Origin of the sequence: Enterococcus sp. C57 (genome assembly GCF_040887305.1) — a bacterium.
GTDB classification, from domain to species: domain Bacteria; phylum Bacillota; class Bacilli; order Lactobacillales; family Enterococcaceae; genus Enterococcus_B; species Enterococcus_B hirae.
Genome location: NZ_JBFOFP010000002.1, coordinates 175175 through 189005 on the forward strand (window position 1 = coordinate 175175; position 13831 = coordinate 189005).

Sequence of the window (13831 nt, forward strand, 5' to 3'; positions counted from 1 at the left end):
AATCCCCTTTTCTAACAATTAGACCATTGAACGAATGGCACCATCACGATACTCATTGGCAGATAAAAAGATGGGCATATTATTCATATCGATAATCGAATGACCACCCTTAAACCCACTAGGTTCATCTGGAAATAATAACATATCGTACATCGCACCTTGGCCAGCTACCTGCTTGACCAACGTCACTTTTGGCTTTCCCGGATTTTTTTTTTCTTCATAGATATGTGTTTCCGTTGCTTCCTTACCATCTAGCAACTTTAATTGTTCTCGGATTTCCTGCAGATAATTGTCAACTATCCGAAACAATTTTAAACATAACTCACGATCGAAAGGTGTTCCTTTCTTGACAAGTAAGTCAATCAAAATAATGTAATCCTCTGCGTTAGGTGTGCCCGGTCGATTTAAAAATAAATGATCACGCAATACACCATCAGAAGAACCAAACTCATGGAGCTGTTCACCCTCATCGATTGTGCCGGTCATTATGACCGACACTCCCGTTAATGTATGGGTGATACCCGTCCCCAAAACGCCTAATACTTTAGCAGAAATTGGTAAAATATCCATGATAGTATTTGTTTTTAGGTCTAACTGATGGGGTTCTAACAATCGGATCGTCAAGGATTTGACATCCTTACACAGACAATCAAATTCAGTTTTTATCTGTAGTTGATTGTGATCAAGCTTAAATTGATTTCCTATGGAAACTTTTTCCATATGGAAAACTTTCATTTTTAATGTTTCTCCTTGCATGCTGAACCCTCTTTACACATGAGCGATATATTCATAAGGCAATGGCACAATTTTCCCTGGTGTTTCAATTGAAACTAGGCTTTCTAAAGTATCTTTTAAAATACCCGTTTGCATGTCAATATTATGTGGTTCTCCGGCATTAGCGCCCATCGGCACACGTGGTGCTACAGCTCTAGGTGAACCATTTTGCCGTACTACTGGTGGTAATGCGGCGATTAAAATAGTAGGAATCCCTGCTTCCTCAATTGCTCTCTGCACGATCACGGCAGTTCTATGACAGGTCCCTCAACCAGCAGTTAAAACAACTGCGTCAACTTCTTCTTCCACGAGTTTTTGTGCGATTTCTGGTCCCGTCTGTTCATTAAAGGCATCTTGGTCACCGCCGCCTCCCATAAAGCCATAATGTACAGGGGCTGCTTCTTTAATAAAGCCGTCTTTTACTAATTCATGTAATCGGTCAATCGGAAACATCGCATTGACATCCCGATTAACGTCTGCGTTGTCATATCCACCATGTGAGACCATTAAATCTTCACTTGGTACTCCATCTGGAATCTCACGATACGTTGTATCTCCTGCCAAATTAAAACGTGTATCACTTTTTAAGTGGACACCAGCTGCCGTTGCTAAAGCAATCCGCATCTCTTTCAGCTCTTTTTTAACGGGCGTAAAGACGGATTTGGGTGTGATTGGTACAAAAATTTCTGACTGTAATCCTTCGAATACTGTTAAACTCATCTACTCATTTTCCTCTCTCATTTTTATTTTCTTCTGTTGATTTTTTAAACGTCGACGTTCATGTTCTGTGATTGCTTCAACGTAATGAGTATTGGCTGCTTCTTCCAAAACCTCTGGATAACTCATCAAAAATCCAACTTCTTGTCCTATTTTTAAATCGTACTCTGAAATAATCATGCGCCGCGGAATTTTTAATTGACCTAGTCGTCCTTTGATATCAATAGTTACGCTCGCATCTCGAACTTCAACAAGTATCCCTTCAAACATTTGTTCAGTAGAGACATACTTTAATTTTTCGATTCTATCCATTTTGCACCTTATTTTATTCTTTTTCATAAATTTCTTGACGTTTTTTACTTTTCGGCAAAGATTGCTCATTTTCTTCCAGGTCTATTTTTCTTCCTGTTGTTTTTTCGATAATCTCAATGTTGTTTTGTTTGACATTCGGATTCCATTTACGTTCAGCTGGTTTAATTGTTCCTCCACCCATTAACGTTTTTAACATAGCTAAATCACGAATGGCGTCTTCTCTACACAAGGTATTATTTGATAAAATTTCATTTTCAATCCCTTGTTTTGATTTATTATTATCAACCATTGCGCCCATTTCAGAATTACCAACAACTAAGGCTCCTTGAACAGCACTATAAGAGTCGCCAACCACTTTGATTCCACGTTTTCCAATTTCTTCCATGTGAGAAGCGAAATCAATATGATTATTTCCGAAACCTTCAGTGGTTACAATGGCACCATCAATGTCCATGGCTTCGACAGTCATTCCTAAACGTTTTGAAACATAATATTTTTCAGTATTCGCTTGTGGAGAGCCGACGAACATAACACCGACTAAATCAATTTCTTCATCTGCCATTGCTTCTTTAACAAGCGGTTCCCGCCAATAATGGCGTGAAGTTTCTTTCGAAGCCGGTCCAATACAAGTTAACGCGTGGATTCCTCCATCTAATACTTCTGTTGGTGCCAATAGGATTGGCAAATTGCCAAGGTCAACATTTGGTTTTGCGCCAAATGTTCCAACTGGCTCGATGGGCATAATCAAATTATCATGCATCGCACCTTGCCCCATTATTTCTTTGATGATCAAAACTTTCTTATTGCCAATTCGACGTTTCTGTATAATTTCTTCTGAATGTATCACCAATGATTCATCCGCTTTTTTGAGGTCTTCACGAATTTCTTGAGTGATGTAATCAGAAGCTTTGTGAGCGGCTAGCGGACCCGGACGTTCCATATTCGCGTGTTCTTTGATTGTCACTTGGGTTTTAATAAAGATTTCTCCTTTATCTGGTGCTCCAGGTCGTCCCCACATAATGTTACGATCTAATTCTCCTTCAGAAGAACCAAATTCACCGATTTGAACTCCATTAGCATCCGTCCCTGTAACAACCATGACGACACCATCCAGTACTCGGGTAATTCCATGCCCAAGATCGCCTTCAACTTTTGCGGCAATTGGCTGAACGTCCATAATCGTTTCACTATATTCAGTGTATTTATCTGGTGTAATGATTTCTAAAGTCATATCTTCAACGAGCTGTTCCAGTTCAACTGCTTCAGCACAAATTTCTGTCATTTTTCGTAAAATTAAAGTTGTTCCTTCGATTTTTGTTTCTTCCCCAAAAATCACCTGATCAATTTTTAGATGATCATGTCGTACAGAACGAATCACTTTTTCTTTCACCTGATTTGAGTTTTCCAAAACCGGTGCTGGTATTACTGGCGTTACTTGCTCAGGAATTATTGATTCCGGTGCAGGATTTACCGTTTCGGTTAACTGAGTAGCCATCATTAAAGGAAGCTCTAAATCAATTCCTTTTCCTTCAGCAATATGAATTTTAATAGTCTGACCACTCGTTACAGAAGATGAAGCAGTTTGAATTGGCGTCGCAATTGTTTCAGAAGTCTCAACTTCTTTTTTTTCATTTAAATGAACTTCTTTCATTCCTTCAGATACACCTTCCAGTAATTCTTTTGTCAATGGAATCAACGCATCCGTTGTTTCTTTTAATGTTGTACCAAGTACTTGTTCAATCGTTAACACATCTTCAGAAAATTCAAGCAACCCTGATTCTTCCAGATCAAGAAAAATTGCGGGGTCCTCTAGATTTTCTGGCGTAATCACTGTGCCTGCTTCCGCACGACAACAGAGTACAGCTAGATCTTTTGCATGTTCTTGGGCAGTTTCAGCCGTAATAGACATTCGTTAAATCCTCCTAAAATTTAAATTTATTTCGTTGTAGGTAATTTACGATATAGTCTGTGCCCATCTGCCCGAAGTACATGATCTGTATGATGATAAACCGGAACTCCTAACCTAGGAGCTACACCAATAACGGTGTTCGTTCAATCAGAACAAGTTCCAGTCATCACAACTTCAGCACCTGCTTTTTTCAAAGCAAAGACTGTTTGTGCTTGTCCTGGACATATACCTGGCAAGGTACATCTATATCTTCCATTCACTTTTACCATTCGCTTACAGCGTTGTGTAGCAACAACTTCAGCACCCATGTTTTCAGCTATTTCAGTCATTCTTTCTTCTGAACCGCCGCATTCACAAAGTAATAGTCCTATTTTTCGGTGTTCTTGAGGAAATGGCATAGCAACCAATACCCCTCCGCTGGTTTTCGTAATGGGGGTTTCTTCCGTGCCGCTATGACCAGTCATTGGTCCACCGATCACAATTTCTCCATGGGGCTCAATAAAACCTCCAACTTGATCAATTAATTGCTTGACAGGTGTTCCAATTGGGACATCTTTAAAGACTGTTTTCTTTTGTTTTACACGACCAGATACCGTAAGATCTTTATCAATAAATGGTTTTCGCTGTTCAATCGCTTCGACAATGCGTTTAATTGTTTCAACATTATCCACTACTGCTCCGATTTCGATTGGTAGTTGACCAGGGTCTAAAGTGATGTTCAACACTTCACGAATCACTACACGTTCATCGCCTGCAGGATAGATGTCAGGTAATTGGTAAACATCTATTGTCGGTTCATTGTTGGTAAACTTTAACAATTGTATGACTAACTCTCGATGTTTTCCTTTAACGGCAATGATTCCTTTGGGTGCTTTCGTAATGCTCATGCAATACTTTATTCCACGAATCAATTGTTTGATTTGACTTTTCATTTGCTTTACGTTGTGAAGTAATAAAGCTTCACATTCTGCACCATTTGCGATAAAGATGCCTTCTGGTATTTCACAAGATAATTTTATATCTGTCGGAAACCCAGCTCCACCAGCTCCGACAATTCCGGCTTCTTTGATTGCTTGAATATAAGAGGATGTTTCTGGAATAGGAAGATAACTTGAAAAATTTTGCTTTTCATCAATCTTTAGCACAATCTGATCGTTGGTTACTTCTGATACAACGCCTGAAAAGCTAGAATGAATATTTGCTCCTAATCCATCTGGTTTAGCAATTTTTTGTCCACGTTGCACATATTCGCCTATTTTTACCATACTCTTTGATAAAGCGCCTACATGTTGTTTTAATGGTATAAGAATTTTTTCCACTCTTTTCACCTCCCTCGTTTTACTTGAACTTGAGTAAACTAGCCACCCACAGCTCATGTTTATAATATCACAATATAGAGGTTTGATGAATGATTTATTTATAAACAATTGTTATTTATAGTTCTACAAATGCTTTTATAACAACAAAAATATATGTATTGTTTTTTATTTAAATATAGAGAAAAAATAACAACATGCACTTAATGATTATATACATAGAGTGAGAACTGATGGAAAATCTTTTTTCACTTTATTGAACGACACGTATAGTCTATGCAATTTTGATTATCATAATTTTTTCATTTTCATCCATCAAAAAATACAGTTTAGCACGGTTGCTCTTTCAATATCTGTTCTATTCTATTGGCAAAATCAGCTTGATAATCATCTCCTTTTTAGCTAATAAAAAATCAAAAAAATATGTTAGAGAGCAATAGACATTTTCACAATAAAAAAGGGACTGGGACAAAAGTTGTCTCAGTCTCTTCTAGTATCTCTAAAAACGAATAAACGGTGTTCAAACATCAGCCCCTTGAAATAAGCCTGAATTTTTCAAAACATGAGAAGCTGTTTCAAAAAATTCTTTCTTATTGTCATCAGAGCTACCCGATGTTTTTACGACCTCTGATTCACGGCGTTCAAGAAGCAACTCCTCAATAATAAGGGAGGAGCTAAACGCTTCTTTCAAAGCCTCTTTTCATGCGAATCTTAATTAATATTTTTTATTAGGTTTCTCCCCTTATGCACGATGCATTGGAAGATCATTATTACTTGGTTGAACAAGTAAGTATTGGATAACATCAATGTTACTTGATTCAAAAGATGCTGCACAAGCTTGAAGGTAAAGATCCCACATTCGATAGAAGGAATCGCCCATAGTTTCTGTTACCTTGTCTTGTACTTTATGGAAATTATTTGTCCAATGTTCTAAAGTAAGCTGATAGTCCCGGCGCAAACTTTCTAAATCAATTAACTGTAAATCATTATCCGTAATATCTGTTACGATTTCTGCTAATCCTGGAATGTATCCACCCGGGAAAATATATTTGTTGATCCAAGCATTAACTGCCCCACCTTGCTGACGAGTAATACCGTGAATCAACGCTGTTCCTTTAGGAGCTAGTAATTTTTGGATGACACCAAAATACTCTTTTAAGTTGTCTGCTCCCACATGTTCAAACATCCCGACACTTGTAATATGATCAAACGTTTCATCTTTAAGATCACGATAATCCATTAATAAGACCCGACATTTATCTTCCAGATGTTCTTCTTTGATCCGATTAGTAATATGGTTATATTGTTCTTCACTCAAGGTAATACCAGTTGCTTTTACATTGTATTCTTTGATAGCTGTAAACATCAAGGTTCCCCAACCACAACCGATATCTAATAACGTATCATTATCCTTGATGAAAAGTTTATCTAAGATGTGGTGGACTTTATTGATTTGGGCTTGTTCCAATGTATCTTCAGGTGTCTCAAAATAAGCACAAGAATAGGTTAATGTTGGATCTAGCCACATTTCATAAAAATCATTTCCTAGATCATAATGTGCATGAATATCTGCTTGATTTTGTTTTTTTGTGTGTTTTTGCTTTTTAGGAAGCCATTTTAAATAGTCGCTCCCTCTTAAAAAGCTGTTTGCTTGTTGGTAAGCATCGTTGATCAACGCTTGAATACTTCCCTCAATCTCAATACGATGATCCATGTAAGCTTCACCTAGAGCTAGAGAGGCGTTATTTGTGATTTCTTTCATTGGTATTTCTTCATGGATCTTAATTTTGATTTGGGGAGGATTGTCAGTATCTCCATAGCGTTTTGTCGTACCATCCCAGTAGGTAACTTCAACTGGAAGGGAGAAAGAACGTGAAAATAATTGATTATATACTGTTTTTTCTAACATGATTTTCCTCCTTAGAATTGCTACTATTTAACGTTAATACTAAAAATTAAAAGAATCAACTCAGAAGGGTATTTTTCAGAAAAAAATCTTTGTTACCTATCAAATTTTCATTATTTTCACATTTAATTTCTCATAATTAGTTGATGATCTTAGGCCTTGACTTCATCTTTAAAGCCAGTTTTAGCAAAAATCCATAGCAATAAAAGAACTGAAACAGTTGATTGAATACCTAACATCAAAACAAAATCAAAATAAAAGAATCCAACAATCGTGGCAATAATGGAGCCAACTCCAATCACATTCAACATTAAATTGGCACTTTCTTTGAATGTTTGGATGGAAGAAAAACGACTCTTTCTAGTTAGCCATAAAAAGAAAGAAGCACCAAATAAAATGAAGCTAGTCATTATAAATAAGATGATTCCTAAACTCATACTATAAGATAAAATAATCATTGGACGATTACTGGCGTAAAATTCCTGTTCTAAAAATGCTTGAAACTCTTGTGGCGTTCGGACTGATTCGGGATTGAAAGACGCTTGGTAATTCATTTGATAGGTTCTTATACGCCCCTGTTCTTTTTGCTGGATTGTCCAATGATTTTTTGCGAAATCAATAAAGGCGTTTTTTTCGTTTTTTTGTTCTTTCGTCAATCCTGACCCAATCAGTATTTCGTTATTCTGATAAATCGTTATTGGTGAGTGATTTATTTGCCCATTCTCCATGGGTAATTCTGAAAATTTATTTACTCCATCTTGATCAATTAGTTGGTGAACTGTCAAAAATTGCTCCATAGGGATTGCTTTTACCTGATTGGTATAATACATGGTAATCGGCATAACCATCAACGCGACCAAGAAAAGAAAGATCAGACTCAATTTAGGCCATGACAACTGTCTTCTACCAGCAAATAGACGTCTAGGACTATTTAAATGAGAAAAGTAATTCAAAGGAAATGTTTGCATCAAAACCTGCTCCTAACCTTTTGTGCCACCAGAAGTCAAACCAGTGACAAAGTTTTTTTGTAAAAAGAAGAACAATAAACAAATCGGTAATGCAATGAGGATCGCTCCTGCGGCAAATAATGAAACCCGTTGATTTGTCACATCAGAAATGAATGTTTGCAAACCAACTGCCACTGTTTGATTTTCTGGTGTGCGTAGTAAAAATTTAGCGAGCATGAAGTCTCCAAACGGTCCCATAAAGGCCCATAATGCTTGAACGGCAATCATTGGTTTAACTAACGGTAAAACGATTTGTAGAAAAATCCGGAAATGACCAGCTCCATCTAATTTAGCAGATTCATCTAAATCAAGTGGAACAGTATCAAAATAACCTTTCATTAGCCAAGTATTCATCGGAATTCCCCCACCAATATAGATCATTGTTAAGAACCAGTATCGATCTAAGGCGTTAAGTAGAAAAGCCATGACGTAAAAAGCGGTCAATGCAGCCATCGTTGGAACCATTTGAATCACCAGGAAAAACATCAAGCTTGATTTGCGTCCAATGAAACGGTAACGACTATAAGTGTAACCAGCCAAAGTTACAACAGTCACTTGGATAACCATTGTTAAAATGGAAATAATCAAGGTATTTTTATACCAAGTACCATATAACGTTTCTGAGAATAGCCGTCTAAAATTTTCTAGTGTCCAGTCACTGGATAAATCCAGACTAAAAGCAGCGATATTACCTGATTTAAATGCTGTACTGGCTGTAATCAACAATGGATAGATAATGATGATCGACAAAAGAATCAAAAAAACATAGGTCAAGAATTGTGACAATCTTCGTTGGAATTTAGCACTTGAATTAAATTGTTTCATCGCTTAGTCCTCCATATTAAATGCATTAGTCTTTTTAAATACAAGTAAAGAAACACAAATGACAATTGCAGAAATAATTAGTGTAATGGCTGAAGCCATGGAGTATTGTGGCGAGGTTCCCGTCGTTAGTTTATAGATCCAAGAAATCAAGATGTCTGTTGAACCTGCGCCCCCTCCTACACTTCCAGGACCACCGTTGTTAAATAAATAAATCATCGAGAAATTGTTGAAATTACCAGTATACTGAGTAATAAACGTTGGCGCTGCTACTAGAAAAATAGCCGGTAACGTGATATTAGAGAAACGTTTCCAAGCATTTGCACCATCGATTTTTGCTGCTTCATATAAATCTTCAGAAATGGATTGTAAAATACCTGTTACCATGACATAGATATAAGGGAATCCTAACCACCCTTGAACCATAATGATCGCAACTTTCGTCCAAAATGGATCTGTTTTCCATGAAATCGCGCTAATGTCTACGAATGGCAGATGATTGATAAAAGGAATCACTTGGGTGTTGATCGCCCCCACACTATCATTGAAGATATTAGAGAAACTCATAATTGTTATAAATGCTGGTACCGCCCATGGTAAAAGGAAAATAATACCAAAAAAACGTCTAAATTTAATAAATTTTTGGTGAGCAATAACGGCTGTAAAAATACCTAATGTGATTTGAAGTGTCGTTGCACATAGTGTCCAAATAACAGTCCAAGAAAACACAGAGAAAAAGGTATTACGGTAAGAACTTAAGAAGAAGATACTAAAAAAGTTTTTTACTCCGATCCAATCAATCAAACTAGCAGGTGGGATATGTTTGAAATCATAGTTGGTAAATGCTGTAAATAATGTGACTAGAACTGGAAAAATAATCGTAAAAATCATCAAAAGATAGGCTGGAAGTGTAAGCAAATAAGGAAAACCCTCATCACCAATATTATGTATAACTTCCTTCATCGTTCGGTTGATTTTCTTACCTTCTTTGCGTAAAACTGCGACACGTTTGGCATCTAACAGATTCAGTCCATAGAAAATAAAAAAAATAACCGTAATGATTAGTTGCAGCGTTCCTTGAATCAAAATAAATAAGGAGTGATCCTCCATCGGAACCGTTCCCAGTGTGACTAAGCCAATCAACGAGTGGAAGCCACCAACTATCAGTTGTAGAATAAATGCTACGAAAATACCTAGAAATACGATTCCTTTGAACGCTTGACCATTAGCAAATTGCCCTAAGCCAGGTATGAGAGACATAAGTGTAATTTTTCTTACATTGATATTATTTTGTTCGTCTTGCATAACGATACCCCCAGTACTACTATTTTATTCTTTGCGCAAGGAAATGAATCAGTCGGCTATCCATAATAGCCATCTATAAGTAACTATTCATAGCAGTTATACATAGTAACTATAAATAGTAGCTATCCATGACAGTCATCAATAATTGCTATCAAAAACCATTTTCCATTCATTTGTAGTCCTCACTCAGTTGCTATAAAAAACTCTGCTCGTGGATGTTATTCACACGAATCAATGTGAAACAGTTAAAGAAAATACACCGTTCAACTGTTTCACCTATTGATCCATGACTTGTTTTATGATTTGGTTGACCAAATGAGATTTAGTGGTCTACTATCACCACATCTAGTAAAAATATCCATTTGATCGTGAATAGAGATCGCTTTGTTACTTTTAATATTTTTGCTCAATCGCTTCTTTTATGGTTTTCACTGCTTGGTTAGCAGATTCTTTTGGCGATTTAGAACCTGAAGCTGCATCAAACATTAAGTTTTCAGCACCAGTCCAAACTTCAGCCATTTCTGGAATATTTGGCATTGCTTGCGCAGTTTCATACTGATCAATCACCGCAGTTGTCAATTCATCATTTTTTGATTTAGCTGTTTCACGTGCTGCTTGATTGGCTGGAATCTCATTGACCATTTCAAAGAATTTTTCTTGATTTTTTGTGTTTGTCACATAGTCTAACCATTTTTGTGATAATTCTTTGTTTTTAGAATAGTTACTTGCTACCCAACCTTTTCCTCCACCAAACGGTTGATAAGATTCGCCGTTGTTCAATGTTGGAATTTTTGCTACCCCATAATTGATTTTGTTGTCTTTATAAGTTTGTGCTTGCCAAGGACCATCAATGATTGCTGCTGCTTTGTTAGACATGAATTGTTGGCTAACGAAATCGCCTGCACTCTTGATATCTTGCATCCCTTTTGGCCAAACATTTTGGAACCAGTTTGTAGCATAAGTGATTCCTTCGATTGATCCTGCATTATTTAGACCAATATCTGATGGATTAGTTCCGTTGTCACCAAAAACATACCCGCCATAGCCTGCTAGTAAACCATAAGAATAATAAAAATCAGTCCATTTTGCTAAGAATCCAGTATTTTTTCCTGCTTCTGATTCAAAGGCAAAGCGTTTGTCTTTGGCTAGATTTTCTAATTCTTTGAAAGTGGTTGGTGCTGCATCTACTAGATCCTTGTTGTAGTACAAGACTAATGTTTCGATCACCGCTGGTTCGCCGTAAATTTTTCCGTCATAGGTCACTTGTGCTTTATCTGTTTCATCATAGTCGGCTTCATTTCCTAATTTGACTTCCGCTAAATGGCCTTGTTGTCCTAACGCACCAATTCGATCATAGGCTGCCATCATCACATCTGGTCCTTTACCGGCAGGTCCATCCAAAGAAAGCGCTTCTAATTGATCGAACATATCTTTTTCAACTAGCTTGATTTTGACATCATTCTCTTTTTCAAAATCACCTTTGATCTCATTGATGTAATCTTTATAACCAGAATCTACCGATACAGTTAATGTTTTTTCATCATTTCCACCGCTAGCTGTATCAGCTTTTCCATTACCACAAGCTGCTAATCCACCTAAAATACCAAGTGACAATAAACCCAACCCTAATTTTTTAACATAGTTTTTCTTCACTTTTTGTTCCTCCATTTCCATAAATGTTGTTTGTATAAAGAGTATACTGTTATAAAACGACAACTTGCAAACGCTTTCTGCATGTTACCGGTAACAAGTTATTCACACATCAAAATGAATCCGAATTGTTGAATTTCAGCTTTCCCATCATTTAATAATTCACTATTTTGGCTTAAGATAATTTCATTTTTCTGATCAACCAAATAACTTGTAGAAGATTGATTAAAAATAGCATGGATCTTTTGGCCGTTCAATTCACGAGAAAAATGAATCACGTCTTGACTATCATCAATTAGCTCCCAGCAAATCGTACCTGTGATTAAAATTTCAGATAATCGTTTCCGAAGATAAATCAATTCTTTAATAAAACCGTATAATTCCGTATCTTGTTGCTCTTTCTCCCAGATCATACATTTACGACAATCAGGATCATCTTCTCCAGTCAATCCGATTTCCGTTCCGTAATAAATACAAGGTGCGCCTTTTTGTAAAAACATGAAAGTAAGTACAGCTTTCATCAACTCTTTATTTCCATTACACAAGGTTAGGATTCTCGCAGTATCGTGGGAATCTAATAAATTAAATGTTCCTTCGTTTACTTGATCTTGGTACAGCATCTGCTGATGGTTCATGCCACTTGCCATTTGTGAAGCAGTGATTTTTCGTTTGACAAAATAGTCTTTGATTGAGTCTGTAAACGCATAGTTCATTACAGCATGGAACTCATCTCCTTGTAACCAAGCTTGGGATGAATGCCAGATTTCGCCTAAAATATAAATATCTGGTTTGATTGCAGTGACTTTTTCATGGAACAATTTCCAGAAATGATGATCGACTTCATTAGCGACATCTAAACGCCACCCATCAATATCAAATTCTTTCACCCAATAAGCAGCAATATCTAGTAAGTACGATTGAACCTCAGGATTTGCTGTGTTGAGTTTAGGCATGAAAGGTGTAAAAGCAAACGTATCATAAGATAAATTTGCTGCTGTTTCGGGTAAATTCGTCATTTGATAGGTATCCACAGGAAAAGAATGAAAATGGAACCAATCTTTATAAATTGATTTTTCGCCATTTTTGATCACATCTTGCCATTGGGGCGAGTCACTACCAATATGATTGAAAACAGCATCTAACATAATGCGGATACCCTTTTTATGCGCTTTTTCGATTAATTCTTTTAACAGACGTTCGTCACCAAAGGCTGGATCAACCTTCAAATAGTCGATCGTATCGTATTTATGATTAGACATAGCTTGGAAAATCGGGCAAAAATAAATACCATTGATTCCCAAATCGACTAAGTAATCGAGGTGATCAATCACACCCTGTAAATCACCACCAAAGAAATCATCTCGGTCAGGTGCTTTACTTCCCCATGGTAGCGTATGAGCTGGATCGTTAGTTGAGTCGCCATTCGCAAATCGTTCAGGAAATATTTGGTACCAAATCGTTTCTTTTGCCCATTGCGGCACTTTGAAACGATCAATTTCATGAAAATAGGGTATCCGGAAATAGTAATTTGCTTCTGCTAAGTTTGCTGGTTCATACGCAAAAATCCCTTGATCCCCGTAAAAACATTCTGTGCCATCAATCCCTACGATATGAAACCCATATTGTAACCTTCTAGTCGAGCTTGTTTGTTCCACTTCCCAGTAATCATGAACTAAAGTACTCAGACTTTTTTTCATTGGTATTTCTTCCAGATACCATTTTTGTGAATCAATTGTATAAGGATCGCCACTAATAAGATAAACTTTTTTTACATCGTCTTTACAAGTACGTAAACGAATTCTGAAAGTATCAGCTGTATATAAAAAAGCATATTCACTTTCCGGTCGATGATAAATTGCTGCGGTGTTCATGTATTTCCTCCTTCATATTTAAGGTTACGTGTTCACTATAAAAGAGTGAACCACAAAAGACAACGCTTTCATTTATGTTATCGGTAACAGAATTCTGTTTCTCCTCTTTATCTGATCGAAGGGGAAAGATGGGTCAAGAACGACATTAGCTAAATTAATGGCATCGGGAAAGTGTAATCCTATACCCATTCCCTACTATTTCATGACAAAAAAAGTTCAACAAAAAGAAAGAATCCAAAAGA

Annotated in this window: 12 protein-coding genes; all 12 read right to left on the reverse strand. The window is 36.8% G+C overall.

The window, feature by feature from the left end; genetic code table 11:
• Positions 1 to 18: 18 nt before the first annotated feature.
• Complete coding sequence (prdD, locus tag AB5M32_RS02750) at positions 19 to 756, reverse strand: proline reductase cluster protein PrdD (protein WP_178286245.1); 738 nt, start codon at positions 754 to 756, stop codon at positions 19 to 21.
• Between the two features lie 12 nt (positions 757 to 768).
• Positions 769 to 1494: a D-proline reductase (dithiol) protein PrdB gene (gene prdB, locus AB5M32_RS02755; RefSeq protein WP_080292465.1), complete on the reverse strand. Its 726-nt coding sequence runs from the start codon at positions 1492 to 1494 to the stop codon at positions 769 to 771.
• A complete protein-coding gene (locus AB5M32_RS02760; RefSeq protein WP_010719135.1) occupies positions 1495 to 1803 on the reverse strand; it encodes a CBO2463/CBO2479 domain-containing protein in 309 nt (102 codons plus the stop codon).
• A 13-nt stretch (positions 1804 to 1816) separates the two neighbouring features.
• Positions 1817 to 3712, reverse strand: coding sequence for a D-proline reductase (dithiol) proprotein PrdA (gene prdA / locus AB5M32_RS02765; protein WP_368024285.1), 1896 nt, complete (start codon positions 3710 to 3712; stop codon positions 1817 to 1819).
• Positions 3713 to 3738: 26 nt separating this feature from the next.
• On the reverse strand, positions 3739 to 5088 hold the full coding sequence (prdC, locus tag AB5M32_RS02770) for a proline reductase-associated electron transfer protein PrdC (protein WP_178286241.1): 1350 nt from the start codon (positions 5086 to 5088) through the stop codon (positions 3739 to 3741).
• A gap of 460 nt (positions 5089 to 5548) precedes the next feature.
• Complete coding sequence (locus tag AB5M32_RS02775) at positions 5549 to 5719, reverse strand: hypothetical protein (RefSeq protein WP_158000810.1); 171 nt, start codon at positions 5717 to 5719, stop codon at positions 5549 to 5551.
• A 51-nt stretch (positions 5720 to 5770) separates the two neighbouring features.
• Positions 5771 to 6937 (reverse strand): class I SAM-dependent methyltransferase, encoded by a 1167-nt coding sequence (locus tag AB5M32_RS02780; RefSeq protein WP_010719132.1) that lies wholly within the window; start codon positions 6935 to 6937, stop codon positions 5771 to 5773.
• A 149-nt stretch (positions 6938 to 7086) separates the two neighbouring features.
• Positions 7087 to 7902: a maltodextrose utilization protein MalA gene (locus AB5M32_RS02785; protein WP_034698022.1), complete on the reverse strand. Its 816-nt coding sequence runs from the start codon at positions 7900 to 7902 to the stop codon at positions 7087 to 7089.
• Between the two features lie 12 nt (positions 7903 to 7914).
• Positions 7915 to 8766, reverse strand: a complete 852-nt coding sequence (locus AB5M32_RS02790; RefSeq protein ID WP_010719130.1) for a sugar ABC transporter permease — start codon at positions 8764 to 8766, stop codon at positions 7915 to 7917.
• 3 nt (positions 8767 to 8769) lie between these two features.
• Positions 8770 to 10068: a carbohydrate ABC transporter permease gene (locus AB5M32_RS02795; protein WP_010719129.1), complete on the reverse strand. Its 1299-nt coding sequence runs from the start codon at positions 10066 to 10068 to the stop codon at positions 8770 to 8772.
• 393 nt (positions 10069 to 10461) lie between these two features.
• Entirely contained in the window at positions 10462 to 11721 is a 1260-nt protein-coding gene (locus AB5M32_RS02800) for an extracellular solute-binding protein (RefSeq protein WP_010737611.1), read from the reverse strand.
• Positions 11722 to 11819: 98 nt separating this feature from the next.
• A complete protein-coding gene (locus AB5M32_RS02805) occupies positions 11820 to 13589 on the reverse strand; it encodes a glycoside hydrolase family 13 protein (RefSeq protein ID WP_368024286.1) in 1770 nt (589 codons plus the stop codon).
• Positions 13590 to 13831 lie beyond the last annotated feature (242 nt).